Annotated in this window: 8 protein-coding genes; 4 read left to right on the top strand and 4 right to left on the bottom strand. The window is 61.4% G+C overall.

What is annotated here, in order from left to right; translation table 11 throughout:
- Positions 1 to 22 precede the first annotated feature (22 nt).
- Genes atuC through ACYZTZ_RS19655 form a run of 3 tightly spaced genes read right to left on the bottom strand, consistent with a single transcriptional unit; the run spans position 23 to position 4330 of the window.
- The gene (gene atuC / locus ACYZTZ_RS19665; protein WP_461999450.1) at positions 23 to 1639 is read right to left on the bottom strand and encodes a geranyl-CoA carboxylase subunit beta; all 1617 of its coding nucleotides are present in this window, start codon (positions 1637 to 1639) and stop codon (positions 23 to 25) included.
- 3 nt (positions 1640 to 1642) lie between these two features.
- Positions 1643 to 2527, bottom strand: a complete 885-nt coding sequence (locus ACYZTZ_RS19660) for an SDR family oxidoreductase (RefSeq protein ID WP_461999449.1) — start codon at positions 2525 to 2527, stop codon at positions 1643 to 1645.
- A gap of 12 nt (positions 2528 to 2539) precedes the next feature.
- Positions 2540 to 4330, bottom strand: a complete 1791-nt coding sequence (locus tag ACYZTZ_RS19655; protein ID WP_461999448.1) for an acyclic terpene utilization AtuA family protein — start codon at positions 4328 to 4330, stop codon at positions 2540 to 2542.
- 190 nt (positions 4331 to 4520) lie between these two features.
- Between ACYZTZ_RS19655 and ACYZTZ_RS19650 the strand changes: the two genes are divergently transcribed.
- The 3 genes from ACYZTZ_RS19650 to ACYZTZ_RS19640 all read left to right on the top strand — a co-directional run bounded on the left by ACYZTZ_RS19650 (position 4521) and on the right by ACYZTZ_RS19640 (position 7149).
- On the top strand, positions 4521 to 5147 hold the full coding sequence (locus ACYZTZ_RS19650; RefSeq protein WP_008145910.1) for a TetR/AcrR family transcriptional regulator: 627 nt from the start codon (positions 4521 to 4523) through the stop codon (positions 5145 to 5147).
- Between the two features lie 94 nt (positions 5148 to 5241).
- Positions 5242 to 6036 carry a substrate-binding periplasmic protein gene (locus ACYZTZ_RS19645; protein WP_461999447.1) on the top strand — a complete coding sequence of 265 codons (795 nt, stop codon included), beginning with the start codon at positions 5242 to 5244 and terminating at the stop codon, positions 6034 to 6036.
- Between the two features lie 99 nt (positions 6037 to 6135).
- Entirely contained in the window at positions 6136 to 7149 is a 1014-nt protein-coding gene (locus ACYZTZ_RS19640; RefSeq protein WP_461999446.1) for a GNAT family N-acetyltransferase, read from the top strand.
- 155 nt (positions 7150 to 7304) lie between these two features.
- Here ACYZTZ_RS19640 and ACYZTZ_RS19635 read toward each other — a convergent pair whose 3' ends face one another.
- A complete protein-coding gene (locus tag ACYZTZ_RS19635; protein ID WP_458512271.1) occupies positions 7305 to 7853 on the bottom strand; it encodes an RNA polymerase factor sigma-70 in 549 nt (182 codons plus the stop codon).
- 386 nt (positions 7854 to 8239) lie between these two features.
- On the opposite strand from ACYZTZ_RS19635, the gene ACYZTZ_RS19630 reads away from it, so the two are divergent.
- Positions 8240 to 21223 carry a non-ribosomal peptide synthetase gene (locus ACYZTZ_RS19630; RefSeq protein WP_461999445.1) on the top strand — a complete coding sequence of 4328 codons (12984 nt, stop codon included), beginning with the start codon at positions 8240 to 8242 and terminating at the stop codon, positions 21221 to 21223.
- The last annotated feature ends 111 nt before the right edge of the window (positions 21224 to 21334 follow it).

Below are 21334 nucleotides of genomic sequence, written 5' to 3'. Positions count from 1 at the left end.
CTTATTGTTCTCCTGAGCGCCCTTAGAAACGGGCTACGCCAAAACTGTTGGTTTGCAGCGGCCGCACTTCAGCCTCATGACAGATATCCAGCAAGTACCCAAGCAAGGTCCGGGTATCCCGCGGATCAATCAACCCGTCGTCCCACAAACTGGCGCTGCCATAGAGCGCGGTGGACTGGCTGTCGAGTTTCTGCGCGGTGACCTGTTCCAGCATGTCGAGCATTTTCGGGTCGGGCACCAGACCGTCCTTGACCTGTTTGGCCTCGGTGACGATCCGCAGCACTTTGCCGGCCTGGGCGCCGCCCATTACCGCCGTGCGGCTGTTCGGCCAGGCGAAAATGAAGCGCGGGTCGAGGCCGCGGCCGCACATCGCGTAGTTGCCGGCGCCGTAGGAGCCGCCGACGACGATGGTCAGTTTAGGTACCCGGGCGTTGGCCACCGCTTGAATCATTTTCGCGCCGTGTTTGATCACGCCTTGCTGTTCCGACTCGGTGCCGACCATGAAACCGGTGGTGTTGTGAAAAAACAGCAGCGGCGTCTGGCTCTGGTCGCAGAGCTGAATGAACTGCGCCGCCTTGCTCGCACCCTTGGGCGTGATCGGCCCATTGTTGCCAATGAACCCGCAGGCGCGGCCTTGAATCTGCAAATGACCGCAGACGGTTTGCTGATCGAACTCACCCTTGAATTCGAGAAAGTTCGAGCCGTCGGCAATCCGCGCGATGATTTCGCGCACGTCGTAAGGTTTTTTCGCGTCGTCAGGAATCAGCCCGAGCAACTCGTCGATGGGGTAGAGCGGTTCTTCCCACCGACGTTCGGGTACCCAGGGCAGCTGATCGTTCCACGGCAACAGGCTGACAATCTCGCGCACCTGGCGCACGCCATCGGCATCGTTTTCGGCCAGGTATTCCGCGGTGCCGGCGATTTGCGCGTGCATCTCGGCGCCGCCCAGTGCTTCATCGGTGGCGACTTCGCCGGTGGCAGCCTTGAGCAGCGGCGGGCCGGCCAGAAACAGCTTGGCCTTGCCACGCACCACCACCACGTAATCCGACAACCCTGGCTGATAAGCGCCGCCCGCCGTGGCCGAGCCATGGACCACGGTGATTTGCGGCAGGCCCATGGCTGACATCCGCGCCTGATTGGCAAAGCTGCGGGCACCTTCGACGAAAATCTCCGCCGCGTAATTGAGGTTGGCGCCACCGCTTTCGGCCAGGGTAATGACCGGCAGTTTGTTCTCCATGGCGATCTGTTGCAGGCGCAGGGATTTTTTCAAACCGCTGGGGGAAATGGTCCCGCCCTTGATCGCACTGTTGTTGGCCACCACCAGCACCCGCACGCCGGACACGTAACCGATCCCGGCGATCAAACCGCCGCCAGCCGAGCTGCCGTCCTTGTCGTCGTGCAGCTTGTAGCCCGCCAGGCTGGCCAGTTCGAGGAATGGCGCGCCGGGGTCCAGCAGCAGGTTGAGGCGTTCGCGGGGCAACAATTGGCCGCGCTTGTCGAACCGGGGTTTGGCTTCGGCCGCCTTGTTCAGCAAGTTCTGCTCGAGCTGACGGACGTGCTCGATGCCGACCAGCATCGCCGCGCGATTGCGGGCGAACTGTTCGCTGAACGGGTCCACTTGCGACTGAATCACCGGCATGGCTTATTCCTTATCCTTGAGGACGTCCGGACTGAGCACGTCTGGTAAGTACGCGCGGTGAAAACCGTTATATGACGTACTGATCTGCGCCTTGTGTATCGGCCAGGCGCGCCCGCCCAGGCTGGCGGCGCCGTCGATGCGCAAGGTGCTGCCACTGACAAACGCCGCGGCCGGGCTGAGCAGGAAAACGATCGCCGCGCTGACTTCCGATTCGGTGCCGATGCGTTTCAGTGGAACGTGCTCACGCAGCGTCGGGATCACCGCTTTGAACGCGCCTTCGTAGGTGTCCATGCCACTGGACGCGATCCAGCCCGGCGCCACGGCGTTGACCCGCACCCCGGCATAACCCCATTCGAACGCGGCGGTCTTGGTGAGGTTGTCCATGCCCGAACGCGCCGCACCCGAGTGGCCCATGCCGGGCATGCCGCCCCACATGTCGGCGAGCATATTGACGATGGCGCCGCCGTGCGTGCTCATGGACTGGTTGAACACTTCCCGGGCCATCAGGAAGCCGCCCATCAGGTTGGTGCGCAACACCGTGTCGAAGCCTTTCTGATTGATCGACGCCAGCGGTGACGGGTACTGCCCGCCGGCATTGTTGACCAGGCCGTGAATCGGTCCGTACTTGCGGATCAACTCGCTGACCACATGCTTGACCGCTTCTTCCTCACGAATATCGCAGACCATCCAATCCGCCTTGCCGCCATCTTCGGTAATTTCGGCCACGACGTTTTTCAGCTTGTCGGCCTTGCGCCCGAGCAGCAGCACATGGGCGCCGAGGGCCGCCAGTTCGTGAGCGGTGCAACGGCCGATGCCGCTGCCGCCACCGGTGACGATGATGTTTTTGTCTGCAAACAAATCGGCTTTGAAAATCGAATCGTAAGCCATGGCGACAGTCCTCTAGTTGACCTGGTCGGCGATGCGCTGAGGCACCGGTATCTGGATGTCCAGCAGTTGCTGGGCGAAGGCTTTGCCTTGCGGATCGATCCGCAGGCTGGCCACACCACCGCCTCCCAGGGCGTTTTCCAGCAGAAAATTAAGACTGTGGGTGCCCGGCAGGTACCAGCGTTCGACACGTCCGTGGATCGGGTCGAGGACGTGACTCATCCAGTCGACGATCACTTCCGGCGTCAAGGCTTCGGCAATCCACGGCAGGTACTCCGGCTTGCGGGCCATGACGCCGATGTTGCTGTGATTGCCCTTGTCACCGGAGCGCGCCACCGCAAGTTTGACCAGGGCCACGCTGGCATCGGCCTGGCCTGAGGGTTTCGGTGGGGCGCACGCCACGGGCAAGTCGGCGGTGTCGAGCACATCAACGGCGGGCAGGGCGCAGGGGTGGCGCTGGCCCTTGAGATCAATTTCCAGCGTGCAGGCGGTTTTGTCGATAAGGAACGAGAACAGCCGGATCAGCGGATACACCGTCGGCCGTCCACCGACAATCCCGGTCAGTCCCGGCGCCATGCCGGTGGCGGCCTGGGCGATCTCACGGGAGAACACAATCAACGCCTGTTTACCCGGATGGCGCACCGCGAGTTTGATCACCACTTCGCGACTGTCCTGACGCTGACCGTGGGGGCCGTAAGTGGCCTCGCTGCCGAGCAGTTCGATGTTCACTTCGCTGTAGGGCGCCCAGCCACGCTGACTGAAGATCTCCGACGTCTTGTTGATGATCGCTTCGCTGACTCGACGCGCCTTGTCGACCGCATCGATCCCGGCGATCAGGCAACTGGCGGTGCAGCGGAAACCGTCCGGGTACGTCGCGCTGACCTTGTACTGATCGGTCGGCGGCAAGCCTTTTGCGCCGTGCACCTGAACCGCATTTTTGCCTTGTTGCACGAGTTTGACTTCAGTGAAATCGCAGACCACGTCCGGCAGCAGATACGCCTGCGGGTTGCCGATTTCATACAGCATCTGCTCGCCGACCGTCAGCGGGGTGACCAGCCCGCCGGAGCCTTCGGGTTTGCTGACGATGAACTGGCTGTCGGCGCTGACTTCGACGATGGGGAAGCCGATGTGTTCGTAGTCGGGCACCTCGCGCCAATCGGTAAAGTTGCCGCCGGTGCACTGGGCGCCGCATTCGATGATGTGCCCGGCCAATGCGGCCTGGGCGAGTTTGTCGTAGTCGTGCCACGACCAGCCGAACTCATGCACCAGCGCGGCACTGACCACGGCGCTGTCGACCACGCGCCCGGTGATGACGATGTCGGCGCCCAGACGCAGGGCTTCGACGATGCCCGGTGCGCCGAGGTAGGCGTTGGTCGAGACGCACATCGGCGGCAAGGGCGCGCCGCTGAACATTTCATGGATACCGCCGCTGCTCAGCTGTTTGAGCTGCGGCTGCAGATCATCGCCCAGCAGCACGGCGATTTTCAGCGCCACTCCGGCCTTGTCGCAGGCCGCTTGCAGGGCGGCGGCGCAGGCTTGCGGGTTAACCCCGCCGGCGTTGCTGATGACGCGGATTTTCTGTTCGGCGAGTTGACCCAACAGCGGGCTGAGGACTTCGATGAAGTCGCTGGCGTAACCGGCCTGGGGATCTTTCATCCGCGCGCCGGCCATGATCGACATCGTGATTTCTGCCAGATAATCGAAGACCAGATAGTCCAGACGCCCACCTTCCACCAGTTGCGCGGCGGCGGTCGAGGTGTCGCCCCAGAAGGCGCTGGCGCAACCGATGCGGATTGTTTTTGGCACAGTCAACTCCATAACCACCCCCGACAGAAGTACATCGAGACTACCAAGCAAGCGCTTGGTTTGTAAACGACTGAAATATCTTCTGCCCGAGCGCTTGCTTGGTCGCTCCGGCCAGCTTAAATTGCCCGCGCAACCCCGCAGTTTTAGCGGCGAGCGGCGTATTTGATTGATCGACTGTAGGAGAGAACGGGTGGACGAGCAAAAAGCCCTGAGGGTGATGCGCGAATTGGTCGACAGCGGCCAATTGACCGACCCGGACAGCGCCCGCGGCAAACTGCTGCAAGTGGCGGCTCACCTGTTCCGCAACAAAGGTTACGAACGCACCACCGTGCGCGATCTGGCCGGCGCCGTGGGGATTCAGTCAGGCAGCATTTTTCATCACTTCAAAAGCAAGGACGAGATCCTGCGGGCGGTGATGGAAGAAACCATTCGCTACAACACCGCGTTGATGCGTGCAGCCCTGGCAGAAGCCGGCAGTGTGCGCGAGCGGGTACTGGCGCTGATTCGTTGTGAATTGCAGTCGATCATGGGCGGTAGCGGCGAGGCCATGGCGGTGTTGGTGTATGAATGGCGCTCGCTGTCCGCAGACGGACAGGCGCAGGTGCTGGCGCTACGTGATATTTATGAAGAACTTTGGCTGCAAGTGTTGGGTGAAGCCAAGGAGGCCGGTTTTATCCGCGGCGATGTGTTTATTACACGTCGTTTCCTGACCGGAGCGTTGTCCTGGACTACCACCTGGTTTCGCGCCGGCGGCAGCATGAGCCTCGATCAATTGGCCGATGAGGCATTGATTCTCGTGCTGGAAGAAAAGCAGTAGTTTTGTTTTGAATCAGAAGGAAACTGGCTAAGTAGCCGAAACCGCCTAGCTTGAATGCATTGATGCGTATTTTTTTGGGGAGTGGATTGTTTTGATGTCTTCGCCAATTCGGACGGCTTCGCGGCTTTTGCTGGCGACGCTTGCGGTGTTATGCGTGGTTCCGGTCCAGGCTGCACAGCTGGTGCGGGTCGGTGCCGCACATTTTCCTCCTTATACCGTGCGCCCGGAATCCGGGGCCGACACCGGTTTGCTGCCTCAGATGGTCGAGGCGCTCAATGCCTTGCAAAACGACTATCAGTTCGAGCTGGTGCCCACTTCCATTCCTCGACGTTTCAACGACTTCAAGGAAGGCCGGGTCGATATGGCGATTTTCGAGAACCCGGACTGGGGCTGGAAGGACATCCCGCATACCCTCGTCGACATGGGCCTGGAAGATGCAGAAATTTTTGTCGCGCAGAAGAAACCCGATCGCGATGAGAATTACTTCAAGGACCTGACAGGCAAACGCCTGGCGTTGTACAGCGGCTATCACTACGAGTTTGCCAATTTCAATGCCGATCCCAAGTATCTGGCCGACACCTACAAGGCCACGTTGACCTATTCCCATGACAGCAACTTGCTGATGGTGCTGCGCGCACGAGCGGACATTGCCTTGGTAACACGTTCCTACCTGAGCGATTACCTGCTGCGTAACGAGAAAGTCGGCGAGCAATTGTTGGTTTCCCAACGCATCGATCAGGTCTATCACCATTACGCGCTGATCCGCCCTCAGGCGCCGATTACTGGCGAAGCATTCGGCAGGTTGCTGCAAGACCTGCGAGACAATGGCCAGATGCTGAAGATTTTCGATCCCTATAAAATTGCCCTGGTGCCGGTGGGCAAACCCTGATTCATGCCACGGGACGCGTATTTACCGACTTCTCTTAAATTTCCCGCACTGGCTCACGTCACCTCGTTGAACTGTCGACGATTAACGTGAGCCCGACCCATGTCCACTCTGAATGACCTGACTGCCCTGGCCTTGCCGACAGGAAGCCGTCTTGTAGCTGATGAAACCGAAAGCCGCCTGTGCCTCAGCCTTGAAGGGCAGCCGCTGATTCAGCTGCAGCTGACTCGCGAGCCCGAGTTGCAGGTGCAAGTAGAAGAGCGCTTCGACCACGCCGACAATCGTACCGTCTGGGCGGCCTGTTATTGGCTGTTTGCCCGTGACCCAGCCTGCCAGCGCCTGACCTGGCAACTCGATGAAACCCCCACCGAAGCATTGCTCAGCGGGTTGCTGATCCCTACCGAAATCGTCGGCCAGTATCGTTGCGAACGCACGCTGTTCTGGCAGTTGCCTCAGCCTTGGCTGGGCGCGTCACTGACATCGGGTTATCCGCAGCAAATGGTCATCAGTGACGGCAAGCGCCATCCGCTGCGCCCGGTGAAACCGCGTGGTGAAGTCTATCGGCGTTTTGATGCACGCCTCGGTGCCTGGATTTCCCTGCGCACGGTGGACATCGACCAGGACCTGGAGCGTTTCAATCGTTGGCAGAACAGCCCGCGCGTGGCGAGTTTCTGGCAGGAGGAGGGCAGCCTCGAGCAGCATCACGAGTACCTGAGCAAACTTGAAGCCGATCCCCATACCCTGACGCTGATCGGTTGTTTCGATGATCAGCCGTTCGCCTACTTTGAAGCGTATTGGGCCAAGGAAGATCGCATCGCGCCGTTCTATGACGCCGGCGATTACGATCGCGGTATTCACATGCTGGTGGGTGAGGAAAATCACCGTGGCCCGCACAAGGTGGCGAGCTGGTTATCGGCGTTGACGCATTACCTGTTTCTCGACGACCCACGCACTCAGCGAGTGGTTGCCGAGCCTCGCGCCGACAACGCGAAGATGATCGGGCATATGCAGAACCAGGGTTTCTACTGCGAAAAAGCGTTCGACTTCCCGCACAAGCGCGCGGCGTTGATGGTGTTGGGGCGTGAGCGGTTTTTTGATCGGTGTGCGTTGGCTTGAGATGTAAGGCTCAAGATCTGCTTCGGTCTTGAGTCAGCCTTCGCGAGCAAGCCCGCTCCCACATTTGATCTCCAGTGTTCACAAAGCTTGTGTTCACAGAAGATCCAATGTGGGAGCGGGCTTGCTCGCGAAGGGGGCGACGCAGATTTCAGATCTTAACGGCGGGCAAAGGTATCCACACGACTGCCCGACACCTTGCGGCAGTGCACCAGCGCATCGCGAATCATGAAGTTCACCAGGGTCGGCGAGACGCCAAGCTCCTTGGCGATGTCCTTTTGCGGCACACCGTGCAGGCGGTACATCTCGAAGGCGTAGCGGGTGCGGCTGGGCAGCTCGGTCAGCGCGTCGGCGATGTGTTCCAGCGTCGAGAAGTTGATGTGCGAGGTTTCCGGCGAAGCGCCTTGAATCACCACGTTCAGGCCTTCCTCTTCAGGGCCCGAGTACTTCTGCTCCAGCGCCTGTTTGCGGTAGTGATCGATCGCCAGGTTGCGCACGATCTGGAACAGGTAGCTGAGCTGAGCCTTGAACGAGGACGTGATCTGCGGCGCGGAATGCAGCCGGAAGAACGCATCCTGCACCACGTCTTCAGCCCGCGACCGGCAGCCGGTAATGCGCGCTGCAATCTTGACCAGAATCAGTCGATTGTCGACGAATGCCTGAAGTAGCGGTGAATCGCACCTGCTTGTGGACACTTGTTCCGTCATGGAAATCACCTTGCTGCCAATAGGTTCGTGGGACGGCTCGCGGGGGCTGAGCCGTCCAACACATCGAGCGACAAATTATTCTGAATGATAATGATTGTCAAATGAGAAAGAGAACTAATGCTCCGCAAAGGTGCAGAGTGAGAACTGCGACACGCTGCCGCACCGGCTTGCGGCACCGCAGTCCCATTGGCGATCAGGCCTGCCGACTAATTATTTCAAGAGGTCAACCGTTCTCATTGGTGAATGGTTCCGGGTAGCGGCTACGGCCAAAACAACATTCCCAAGCCTTGCGCGGTCGGCGAAGACCGCGTCCTGCACGCCCTCGAAGGGGCGTGACGTCAGAAAACCGATTTCACTTTGCAAGCCGAATTCAGGCAGGAAACCTCATGACCGACGCGTTCGAACTCCCCAGCACACTGGTCCAAGCCCTTCAGCGCCGTGCGGCCCTGACGCCGGACCGGGTGGCCTTGCGTTTTCTCGCCGAAACCGAGGATCAGGCTGTGGTGCTCAGTTATCGCGAGCTGGATCAGCGGGCGCGGACCATTGCTGGCGCGTTGCAGGCCGAGGCTGCGTTTGGCGATCGCGCGGTGCTGCTGTTTCCCAGCGGCCCGGATTACGTCGCGGCGTTCTTCGGCTGCCTGTACGCCGGTGTGATCGCAGTGCCGGCCTATCCGCCGGAGTCGGCGCGTCGTCATCACCAGGAGCGTCTGCTGTCGATCATCAGCGATGCCGAACCGCGTCTGCTGCTGACCAGCGCCGGTCTGCTCGAGGCGTTGCAGCACATAGAGGGCGCGCCGCCGTTGCTGTGTGTCGATACGCTCGACAGTGCATTGGCCGAACATTGGGTGGCACCGGAACTTGCAGACGACCACATCGCGTTCCTCCAATACACCTCCGGCTCCACCGCGTTGCCTAAGGGGGTGCAAGTCAGCCACGGCAATCTGGTGGCTAACGAACTGCTGATTCGCCACGGCTTCGGCATTGATCTGAATCCCGACGATGTGATCGTCAGCTGGCTGCCGCTGTACCACGACATGGGCCTGATCGGCGGTCTGTTGCAGCCGATTTTCAGCGGCGTGCCGTGCGTGTTGATGTCGCCGGCGTATTTCCTTGGCCGGCCGTTGCGCTGGCTGGAAGCGATCAGCGAGTACGGCGGTACCATCAGCGGTGGGCCGGACTTTGCCTATCGGTTGTGCAGTGAGCGGGTCAGTGAATCGGCCCTGGAACGCCTCGACCTGAGTGGCTGGCGGGTGGCGTATTCCGGTTCCGAACCGATTCGCCTCGATACGCTGGAACGCTTCTCCGAGAAATTCGCGGCCTGCGGTTTCACCCAAGACAGTTTCATGGCGTCCTACGGGTTGGCCGAAGCGACGCTGTTCGTGGCCGGCAGCCCTCGCGGCCAGGGCATTGGCAACCTGCGCGTGGACGATCAAGCCTTGGCACAAAACCGTGCCGAACCGGGCGACGGCAGCGCGATCATGAGTTGCGGCATCAGTCAGCCGGATCACGCGGTGTTGATTGTCGATCCGACAGCGCTCAACGAATTGGCTGACAATGCGGTCGGCGAAGTCTGGGCCGCCGGGCCAAGCATCGCCCACGGCTATTGGCGCAACCCGGAGGCCAGCGCCAAAACCTTCGTTCAACACGCCGGCCGTACATGGCTGCGTACCGGCGACCTGGGCTTTATGCGCAACGGTGAACTGTTCATCACCGGGCGCCTGAAAGACATGTTGATCGTCCGTGGCCACAACCTATATCCGCAGGACATCGAGCAAACCATCGAACGCGAAGTGGAGGTGGTGCGCAAAGGTCGTGTCGCCGCTTTTGCCGTGAACATCGAGGGTCAGGAAGGTATCGGTATTGTGGCGGAAATCAGCCGCAGCGTGCAAAAAATCCTCCCGCCCGACGCCCTGATCAAAGCCATCCGCCAAGCCGTGGCCGAGGCGTATCAGGAAGCGCCAAGCGTGGTGGTGTTGCTCAATCCGGGCGCGTTGCCGAAGACCTCCAGCGGCAAACTGCAACGCTCGGCATGCCGCAATCGTCTGGCGGACGGCAGCCTCGACAGCTATGCGCTGTTCCCGTCGGCAGACATCGAAAGCAAATCCGCGACTGAATCAGGTTCCGAACTGCAAACCCTGATCGGCCAGATCTGGTGCGAACAGCTGAGCGTCAAACAGATCGGCGCCGACGATCACTTCTTCCTGCTCGGTGGCAACTCCATTGCCGCCACTCAGGTGGTCGCACGTCTGCGAGAAACACTCGGTCTGGAGCTGAACCTGCGCCTGTTGTTCGAAGCGCCGACCCTCGGCGCGTTTGCCGCCGCAGTCGCTCAGCAACAACAGGACGGCGGACTCGCCCAAGGCACGATCACCCCGCTGTCGCGTACCGAAACCATGCCGCAATCGCTGGCGCAAAACCGTCTGTGGATCACCTGGCAACTCGACCCGCAGAGCAGCGCCTACAACATTCCCGGCGCCTTGCGCCTGCGCGGCGAGCTGGATGAAGACGCCTTGCGCGTCAGTTTCCAACAGCTGATCGAGCGTCATGAATCCCTGCGTACCCGGTTCTTCGAGCGTGATGGTGTGGCGCTGCAACAGGTCGATGCAGCGAGCGAATTCAACCTGCAACTCATCGACATCAGCGACCTGCCGGTTGCCGAGCGTGAAGTCCGTGCGCAGCAAATTCGTGAGGACGAAGCCCGCACTCAATTCGATCTGGAGAAAGGCCCACTGCTGTGGGTGACCTTGGTGCGCCTCGATGAAGAGGACCATCAACTGCTGGTGACGATGCATCACATCATCGCCGACGGTTGGTCGCTGAACGTGCTGATCGACGAGTTCTCGCGTCTGTATGCCGCCGCGTCACAAGGACAAAAAGCGACACTTCCGGCATTGCCGACCCAGTACTCCGATTACGGCAGCTGGCAGCGTCAATGGCTGGTGCAAGGGGAGGGCGAGCGTCAGCTGGCTTACTGGAAAGCGCAATTGGGCGTTGATCATCCGACCCTGAGCCTGGCCACTGATCATCCGCGCTCGGCGCACCACATTCACACGGCTGCCCGCCATTCTGTGAAGCTGGGCGCGACCCTGAGCGATGCCATTCGCCAGACCGCCCAGGCCCATGAATCCACCTCCTTCATGCTGTTGCTCGCCGCGTTCCAGAGCCTGCTGCACCGCTACAGCGGTCAACGCGACATCCGTATCGGCGTGCCCAACGCCAACCGTCCGCGTCTGGAAACTCAAGGGTTGATCGGCTTCTTCATCAACACTCAGGTGCTGCGCGCCGAGTTGGATTCGCAGCTGCCATTCGTGGAACTGCTGGCGCAAACCCGTCGGGCGGCGTTGGACGCACAAGCGCATCAGGATCTGCCGTTCGAACAATTGCTCGAAGCCTTCCCGCAAGCCCGCGAACAAGGTTTGTTCCAGGTCATGTTCAACCACCAGCAACGGGACTTGAGCGCACTGCGTCGCTTGCCTGGGCTGCTGGCTGAAGAGCTGCCGTGGCACAGCCGCGAAGCCAAGTTCGACCTGCAATTGCACTGCGAGGAAGACCGTAATGGTCGCCTGAGTCTGTCCTTCGACTACGCCAGCGAACTGTTCGACGTGGCGACTATCGAGCGTCTGGCCGACCATTTCAGCAACCTGCTGCGAACCGTTTGCGAACAACCGAAAACCGCCATCGGCGATCTGCAATTGCTCACCCCGTCCGAGCTCGATCAGCAAGCATCGTGGAGCGCCGCACCGTGCACACCGGCCAGCGTTTGGCTGCCGGAATTGCTCAACGAACAGGCTCGCCTGACCCCGGAGCGCACCGCTCTTATGTGGGACGGCGGCGCCATGGACTTCGCCGAACTGCACACCCAATCCAATCGACTGGCCCATTACCTGCGCGACAAAGGTGTCGGCCCGGATGTCTGCGTGGCCATCGCCGCCGAGCGTTCGCCGCAGTTGCTGATCGGCCTGCTGGCGATCATCAAGGCCGGTGGCGCCTACGTGCCGCTGGACCCGGATTACCCGGCCGAGCGCCTGGCCTACATGCTCAGCGACAGCGGCGTCGAATTGCTGCTGACCCAGACCCAATTACTCGAGCGCTTGCCGGCCACCGATGGCGTCAGCGTGATCGCCATGGACGCCTTGCATCTGGAGAGCTGGCCGAGCCATGCACCGGGCCTGCACTTGCACGGCGACAACCTGGCGTACGTGATTTATACCTCCGGCTCCACCGGCCAGCCGAAGGGCGTCGGCAACACCCACGCAGCCCTCGCCGAGCGCCTGCAATGGATGCAGAACACCTATCGCCTGAACGACACCGACGTGCTGATGCAAAAGGCGCCGATCAGTTTTGACGTGTCGGTGTGGGAGTGTTTCTGGCCGCTGATTACCGGTGCAGGCTTGCTGATTGCCGGGCCGGGCGAACACCGCGATCCGCACCGCATCGCGCAACTGGTTCAGCAATTCGGCGTGACCACGCTGCACTTCGTACCGCCGCTGCTTTCGTTGTTCATCGACGAACCGCTGACTGCCGAGTGCACCAGCCTGCGCCGCGTTTTCTCCGGCGGCGAAGCCTTGCCCGCCGAACTGCGCAACCGCGTGCTGGAACAACTGCCCGCCGTGCAATTGCACAACCGCTACGGCCCGACCGAAACCGCGATCAACGTCACTCATTGGCACTGCACAACCGCCGATGGAGAACGCTCGCCGATTGGTCGTCCGCTGGGCAATGTGCTGTGCCGCGTGCTCGATGAGGCACTCAATCCCGTTCCGGCCGGTGTGCCGGGCGAACTGTGCATCAGCGGTATCGGTCTGGCCCGTGGCTATTTGGGTCGTCCGGGTCTGACCGCTGAACGCTTCGTCGTCGATCCGCTGGGAGAGCAGGGCGCGCGTTTGTACCGTACCGGTGACCGCGCGCGCTGGACCGCCGACGGTGTGATCGAATACCTCGGCCGTCTCGATCAGCAGGTCAAACTGCGTGGCTTCCGCGTTGAACCGGAAGAAATCGAAGCACGATTGCTGGCTCAGAATGGTGTCGCTCAAGCCGTGGTGCTGGTGCGCGAAACGGCGGCCGGTGGGCAGTTGATCGGTTACTACACCGCAACCGACTCCACAGAAGATGTTGATGCTCAAACCGCACGCCTGAAAGCTGCGCTGGCAACCGAGTTGCCGGAATACATGGTTCCAGCGCAACTCATGCGCCTGGACGAAATGCCCCTGAGCCCAAGCGGCAAACTCGATCGTCGCGCCTTGCCAGAGCCGCAATGGCAAGTGCGCGAACACGTCGAGCCGGTCACTGCCCTCGAGCAACAAATCGCCGGCATCTGGCGCGAAGTGCTGGGCCAAACACAGATCGGCCTGCGTGACGATTTCTTCGCACTCGGCGGCCATTCCTTGCTGGCCACGCAAATCATTTCCCGTACTCGTCAGGCCTGCGACGTCGAGTTGCCGCTGCGCGCGTTGTTCGAAAACAGTGAACTGGGCGCGTTTGCCGAACAGGTTCAACTGATCCAGGCCAGCGGCAAAACCAACCAGCAGCCGCCGATCGAAAAGGTCGACCGCAGCCAACCGGTGCCGTTGTCCTATTCCCAGCAGCGCATGTGGTTCCTCTGGCAGATGGAACCGGACAGCCCGGCCTACAACGTCGGCGGTATGGCGCGGCTGCGCGGGGTGCTCGATGTCGGGCGCTTCGAAGCCGCGCTGCAAGCACTGATCATGCGTCATGAAACCCTGCGCACCACGTTCCCGAGCATCGATGGCGTGGCCCGGCAACGGGTTCACCCGGACACCGGCATGCGCATGGACTGGAAGGACTTCTCCGCGCTGGATGCCGATGGCCGCGAGTGGGCAGTGCAGCAACTGGCCGACGACGAAGCCCATACATCGTTCGATCTGGAAACCGGACCGCTGCTGCGCGCCTGCATGGTCAAGACCGCCGAGCACGAACATTATCTGGTGCTGACCCTGCACCACATCGTCACCGAAGGCTGGGCGATGGACATCTTCGCCCGGGAACTCAGCGCGCTCTACGAGGCCTTCGTCGATGACCGCGAATCGCCGCTGGAGCCGCTGCCGGTGCACTACCTGGATTACAGCGTCTGGCAGCGCCAGTGGCTGGAGTCCGGTGAACGTCAGCGCCAACTCGATTACTGGACCGCGCAACTGGGTCGCGAACATCCGCTGCTGGAGTTGCCGGGTGACCGTCCACGTCCACCGGTACAAAGCCATCAGGGTGAACTGTTCCGTTTCGACCTGAGCGATGCTCTTGCCGCGCGCGTTCGTGCCTTCAATACACAAAACGGTCTGACCCTGTTCATGACCATGACCGCTGCGCTGGCCGTGCTGCTTTACCGCTACAGCGGCCAGACCGACCTGCGCATCGGCGCGCCGGTGGCCAATCGGATTCGTCCGGAAAGCGAAGGGCTGATCGGTGCGTTCCTCAACACCCAAGTGCTGCGTTGCCAGCTCGACGGGCAGATGTCCGTCGGCGAATTGTTCGAGCAGGTTCGCCACACCGTGATCGAAGGCCAGTCCCATCAAGACTTGCCGTTCGATCATTTGGTGGAGGCGTTGCAGCCACCGCGCAGCGCGGCTTACAACCCGTTGTTCCAGGTGATGTGCAACGTGCAGCGCTGGGAATTCCAGCAGAGCCGCACACTCGCCGGCATGACCGTCGAATACCTGGCCAACGATGCCCGCTCAACCAAGTTCGACCTCAACCTGGAAGTCACCGACCTCGACCATCGTCTGGGTTGCTGCCTGACCTACAGCACCGATCTGTTCGATGAACCGCGCATTGCACGGATGGCCGGGCATTGGCGCAACCTGCTGGAAGCGCTGCTGGCCGATCCGCAACAGCGCCTCAGTGAGCTGCCGCTGCTGGAAGCCACCGAACAACAACACCTGCTCGACAGCCTCGGCGTCGAGCCGGGCGAACACCGACTCGACCAGTGCATTCATCACCTGTTCAGCGAGCAGGCCCTGGCGCGCAAAGATGCACCGGCACTGACCTTCGCCGGGCAAACCTTGAGCTACGCCGAGCTCGACAGCCGCGCCAATCGCCTGGCCTGGATGCTCCGCGAGCGGGGCGTGGGACCGCAGGTTCGGGTCGGTCTGGCGCTTGAGCGTTCGCTGGACATGGTCGTCGGCCTGTTGGCGATCCTCAAGGCGGGCGGCGCCTACGTGCCGCTGGACCCGGAATACCCGCTGGACCGTTTGCACTACATGATCGAAGACAGCGGCATCGGTTTGCTGCTCAGCGATGCGGCGATGTTCAAGGCGCTCGGCGAACTGCCGGCAACTGTCGCTCGCTGGTGCCTGGAGGAGGACGCAGCAGAGCTGGCCAATTACCCGGCCACCGAGCTGCCATTTATCAGCCTGCCGCAGCATCAGGCGTACCTGATTTACACCTCGGGCTCTACCGGCAAACCGAAAGGCGTGGTGGTGTCCCACGGTGAAATCGCCATGCATTGCCAAGCGGTCATTGAACGCTTCGGCATGCGCCCGGACGATTGCGAGCTGCACTTCTATTCCATCAACTTCGACGCCGCGACCGAGCGTTTGCTGGTGCCGTTGTTGAGTGGTGCTCAGGTTGTGTTGCGAGCACAGGGCCAGTGGGACGCGGAAGAAATCTGCGGGCTGATTCGCCGTCACAACATCAACATTCTCGGCTTCACCCCGAGCTACGGCAGCCAATTGGCGCAGTGGCTGGCGACTCAGGGCGAAATCCTGCCGGTGCGCATGTGCATCACCGGCGGTGAAGCGCTGACCGGCGAGCATCTGGCGCGAATTCGCGCGGCATTCAAGCCGAGCCTGTTTTTCAACGCCTACGGCCCGACCGAAACCGTGGTCATGCCCCTGGCCAGTCTGGCGCCAGAGCAATTGGAAGAAGGCCTCGGCAGCGTGCCGATCGGCAGTGTGATTGGCGCTCGCGTGGCGTACATCCTCGATGCCGATCTGGCGCTGGTGCCGCAAGGCGCGACCGGCGAGTTGTACGTCGGCGGCGCTGGTCTGGCGCAGGGTTATCACCAGCGTGCGGGGATGACCGCCGAACGGTTTGTGGCTGATCCGTTCGCCGCCACTGGCGGGCGTCTGTACCGCACCGGCGATCTGGTGCGTCAGCGCGCCGACGGTCTGGTGGAATACCTCGGACGCATTGACCATCAAGTGAAGATTCGTGGTTTCCGCATCGAGTTGGGCGAAATCGAAACCCGTCTGCTGGAACACGACTCCGTCCGTGAAGCCGTGGTGCTGGCGCTGGATGCCCCGAGCGGCAAACAACTGGTCGGCTATTTGGTGACTGAAGTCACCGAGCAAGACGAAGCGCAACAACACACACTGCGTGAGGCGTTGAAGGCGCACCTCAAATCCCAGTTGCCGGATTACATGGTGCCAACGCATTTGATCCTGCTGGCCAGCATGCCGCTGACCGCCAACGGCAAACTCGACCGCCGAGCATTGCCGGCGCCGGACCCGGAGCTGAACCGTCAGCAGTACGTGGCGCCGAGCAACGCGCTTGAACTGACGCTGGCCGCTATCTGGTGCGAAGTGCTGAACGTTCTGCAGGTCGGCCTCAACGACAACTTCTTCGAACTGGGCGGCGATTCGATTCTGTCGATCCAGGTGGTCAGCCGTGCGCGGCAGCAGGGCATTCACTTCAGCCCGCGTGACCTGTTCCAGCACCAGACCGTGCAGACCCTGGCCTCCGTGGCGACCCGCACCGAGCAGATCACCGCCGAACAAGGTTTGCTGACCGGTGAATCGCGCCTGACGCCGATTCAACACTGGTTCTTCGACACCGACATCCCCCAGCGCCAACACTGGAACCAGGCATTGCTGCTGGAACCGACCGTGGCGCTGGAGCCCCATCGTCTGGAGCAAGCGCTGCTGGCTGTGATCGAACAGCACGACGCCTTGCGTTTGCGCTTCTCTGAATTTGCAGGCCAATGGCAAGCCGAGCACCAAGCGGTTTCCAACGCGCCGGTGCTTTGGCAAGTGCGCGTTACGTCCATGGACAAATGCGCGGCACTGTTCGCCGATGCCCAGCGCAGCCTCGACCTTGAGGACGGGCCGCTGATGCGCGCGCTGCTGGTCGATGGTCCCGAGGGGCAACAACGGCTGTTCATCGCCATTCACCACTTGGTCGTGGATGGGGTTTCGTGGCGGGTGTTGCTGGACGATTTGCAAACGGTGTATCGCCAACTGGACGCGGGGCAGTCGGCAAAACTGCCGGCGAAAACCAGTGCCTTCAAGGACTGGGCCGCACGCTTGCAGGCGTATGCCAGTAGCGAATCCTTGCGTGAAGAACTGAGTTGGTGGCAGGCACAACTGGCCGGTGAAAGCGCCGAATTGCCGTGTGATCGCCCCGAGGGTGGCCGGCAGAATCGCCATGCGCAAACCGTCAGCGTGCGCCTCGACAGCGAGCGCACCCGCCAATTGTTGCAGCAAGCGCCGAGTGCCTATCGCACTCAGGTCAACGACTTGCTGCTGACCGCATTGGCCCGCGTGCTGTGCCGTTGGAGCGGTCACGAATCGGCGCTGATTCAACTCGAAGGCCACGGCCGTGAAGCGCTGTTCGACGAGATCGACCTGACCAGAAGCGTCGGCTGGTTCACCAGCGCTTATCCGCTGCGGCTGATACCCGCGGACGAGCAGGGCGCCTCGATCAAGGCGATCAAGGAACAACTGCGCGCGGTGCCGCACAAAGGTCTGGGTTATGGCGTGTTGCGTTATCTCGCCGATGACTCGAGCCGGCAGACCATGGCGGCCTTGCCGGTGGCGCCGATCACCTTCAACTACCTCGGTCAATTCGACCAGAGCTTCGGCGCGGACGCCTTGTTCCGTCCTCTCGATGAAGCGGTCGGCGCGGCCCATGATCCTCGCGCGCCGCTGCCCAATGAGCTGAGCGTCGACAGTCAGGTCTATGGCGGTGAGCTGGTGCTGCGTTGGACCTTCAGCGCCGAACGCCACGACTCGCAGACCATCACCGACCTGGCGGACGCTTACCTCGGCGAATTGCAGAGCCTGATCGAGCATTGCCTGCACGACGATGCGGGCGGCCTGACGCCGTCGGACTTCCCGTTGGCGAAATTGACCCAGCCACAACTCGACGCGCTGCCAATCCCGGCCGCCGCCATCGAAGACGTCTACCCGCTGACGCCGATGCAGGAAGGCATGCTGCTGCACACCTTGCTGGAACCGGGCACCGGCCTCTACTACATGCAGGATCGCTACCGCATCAACAGCGAGCTCGACCCGCAACGTTTCGCCCAGGCCTGGCAAGCGGTGATTGCCCGTCACGAAGCCCTGCGCGCGTCGTTCTGCTGGAACGTCGGCGAAGACATGCTGCAAGTTATCCACAAGCCGGGCAGCACGCTGATCGAGTATCTGGACTGGACGGCAATCGCCGAAACCGAGCAAGAGCCGAAGTTGCAGGCGCTGCTCAAAAGCGAGCGCGAGGCCGGGTTCGATCTGCTCAATCAGGCACCGTTCCACCTGCGCCTGATCAAGGTCGGCGCGGCGCGCTACTGGTTCATGATGAGCAACCACCACATCCTCATCGATGCCTGGTGCCGTTCGCTGCTGATGAATGATTTCTTCGAAATCTACACCGCACTGGGCGAAGGCCGGGACGCGCAGCTGGCCGTACCACCGCGTTATCGCGACTACATCGGCTGGCTGCAACGCCAAAGCCTGGCCGAGGCGCGGCAGTGGTGGAAAACCAACCTGCAAGGCTTCGAGCGGACCACGCCGATTCCGAGCGACCGACCGTTCCTGCGCGAACATGCCGGCGAAAGCGGCGGCATGATCGTCGGCGACCGCTACACGCGGCTCGATGCCCGTGACGGTGCGCAACTGCGCGAACTGGCTCAGGCTCATCAGCTGACCATCAACACCTTCGCTCAAGCGGCGTGGGCGCTGGTGCTGCGCCGTTTGAGCGGTGATCGCGACGTGCTGTTTGGTGTCACGGTGGCCGGGCGTCCGGTGGACATGCCGGAGATGCAACGCACCGTGGGGCTGTTCATCAACAGCATCGCGCTACGGGTGAAAATGCCGGAAGACGACCAGCGTTGCAGCGTTCGTCATTGGCTCAGCGGTTTGCTCGACAGCAACATGCAACTGCGCGAGTACGAATACCTGCCGCTGGTGAGCATTCAGGAAAACAGCGAACTGCCCAAGGGCCAGCCGTTGTTCGACAGCCTGTTCGTGTTCGAAAACGCCCCGGTGGAAGTCTCGGTGCTGGACCGTGCGCAAAGCCTCAACGCGACCTCGGATTCGGGCCGCACCCACACCAACTTCCCGTTGACGGCGGTCTGCTATCCGGGCGATGACCTGGGCTTGCACCTGTCTTACGACCAGCGTTATTTCGATGAGTCGACCGTCGAGTGCATGCTCGGCGAGTTCAAGCGGTTGCTGTTGGCACTGGTCGAAGGTTTCCACGGCGACATGGCCGATCTGCCGTTGCTGGGCTTTGATGAGCAAGACTTTCTGCTCCACGGCTGCAACCAGAGCGAACACGAGTACCCGCTTGAGCAGAGTTACGTCTCATTGTTTGAAGCGCAGGTTGCCGAGCATCCACAGCGCATTGCCGCCAGTTGCCTGGATCAGCAGCACAGCTACCTTGAGCTGAATGAGCGCAGTAACCGTCTCGGGCACGCCTTGATCGCTGCAGGCGTGAGGCTGGATCAACCGGTGGCGTTGCTGGCTGAACGTAACCTCGATCTGTTGGGCATGATCATCGGCAGCTTCAAGGCTGGCGCGGGTTATTTGCCGCTGGATCCGGGGCTGCCGAGTCAGCGTCTGAGCCGGATCATCGACCTGAGCCGCACGCCGTTGCTGGTGTGTTCTCAGGCCTGCCGCGAGCAAGCGCTGGCGCTGCTGGATGAGTTCGGTTGTGCCAACCGGCCCACGTTGTTGGTTTGGGATGAGGTGCAGGCGAGCGATGTTTCGGTTGCCAATCCGGGCATCTACAGCGGCCCGGACAACCTTGCCTACGTGATCTATACCTCGGGTTCGACCGGCCTGCCGAAGGGCGTGATGGTCGAACAGCGCGGCATGCTCAATAACCAGTTGAGCAAGGTGCCTTACCTGAACTTGAGCGATGCCGATGTGATCGCCCAGACCGCCTCGCAAAGTTTCGACATTTCGGTCTGGCAGTTCCTCGCCGCACCGCTGTTCGGCGCTCGGGTGGACATCGTACCGAACACCATCGCCCATGATCCGCAAGGGTTGCTGGCGCATGTGGCGGCCCAGGGCATTACCGTGCTGGAAAGCGTGCCGTCGTTGATTCAGGGCATGCTCGCCCAGGAACGCATGAGCCTCGATGGCTTGCGCTGGATGCTGCCGACCGGTGAGGCAATGCCGCCGGAGCTGGCGCACCAGTGGCTGCTGCGCTACCCGGAGATCGGGTTGGTGAATGCTTACGGGCCGGCGGAATGCTCGGATGACGTGGCGTTCTTCCGCGTCGACATGGCGTCGACGCACGGTAGCTACCTGCCGATTGGTACGCCGACTGACAACAACCGTTTGTACCTGCTCGACGGCGCGCTGGAACTGGTGCCGTTGGGTGCGGTGGGGGAGTTGTGTGTCGCCGGCACCGGGGTAGGGCGCGGTTATGTGAGCGATCCGCTGCGCACCGCGCAGGTGTTTGTACCGAATCCGTTTGGTGAACCGGGTGATCGTCTGTATCGCACCGGCGATCTGGCCCGTCGTCGCAGTGACGGCGTGCTGGAATACGTCGGGCGTATCGACCATCAAGTGAAGATCCGTGGCTACCGCATTGAGCTGGGTGAAATCGAGGCGCGTCTGCATGAGCAACCGGAAGTCCGCGAAGCGGCGGTCGGTGTACAGGAAGGCGTCAACGGCAAACATCTGGTCGGCTATTTGGTGGCGGCTGATGCTTTGATCAATCCAACCGAGCGACTGGAACGCATCAAACAACGCCTGCGCGCTGAATTGCCGGAATACATGGTGCCGCTGCATTGGCTATGGCTGGATCGCATGCCGCTCAACGCCAACGGCAAACTTGATCGTAAGGCTTTGCCGGCGCTGGAGATCGGTCAGTTGCAGAGTCAGGACTACCAGGCGCCGCGCAATGAACTGGAGCAGACGCTGGCGGATATCTGGGCCGAGGTGCTGAAGGTCGAGAAGGTCGGTATTCGCGACAACTTCTTCGAGCTGGGCGGGCATTCATTGCTGGCGACGCAGATCGCTTCGCGGGTGCAGAAAGCCCTGCAACGTGATGTACCGCTGCGGGCGATGTTCGAATGCAGCACGGTGGCGGAGTTGGCCGAGTACATCGATGGATTGGCGGCGAGTGATATCACCGAGGAGAAGGTGGATCGCCTCAATGATCTGATGGCGGAGTTGGAGGGGCTTTAAAGTCAAAAGATCGCAGCCTGCGGCAGCTCCTACGGGTGTACTTAGACCCCTGTAGGAGCTGGCGAAGCCTGCGATCTTTTGATCTTTGGCAGGTTGACTGTGGAACGACTC

It is taken from the genome of Pseudomonas sp. LB3P58 (assembly GCF_054897895.1).
The sequence above is the reverse complement of the archived record's forward strand: the minus strand, read 5'-3'. Positions and strand labels throughout refer to the sequence as shown.

Excerpts from the sequence above, each read along its gene's own strand:
- atuC (WP_461999450.1), bottom strand. The coding sequence starts at position 1,639 with ATGCCGGTGATTCAGTCGCAAGTGGACCCGTTCAGCGAACAGTTCGCC.
- ACYZTZ_RS19660 (WP_461999449.1), bottom strand. The coding sequence starts at position 2,527 with ATGGCTTACGATTCGATTTTCAAAGCCGATTTGTTTGCAGACAAAAAC.
- ACYZTZ_RS19645 (WP_461999447.1), top strand. The coding sequence starts at position 5,242 with ATGTCTTCGCCAATTCGGACGGCTTCGCGGCTTTTGCTGGCGACGCTT.
- ACYZTZ_RS19640 (WP_461999446.1), top strand. The coding sequence starts at position 6,136 with ATGTCCACTCTGAATGACCTGACTGCCCTGGCCTTGCCGACAGGAAGC.
- ACYZTZ_RS19635 (WP_458512271.1), bottom strand. The coding sequence starts at position 7,853 with ATGACGGAACAAGTGTCCACAAGCAGGTGCGATTCACCGCTACTTCAG.
- ACYZTZ_RS19630 (WP_461999445.1), top strand. The coding sequence starts at position 8,240 with ATGACCGACGCGTTCGAACTCCCCAGCACACTGGTCCAAGCCCTTCAG.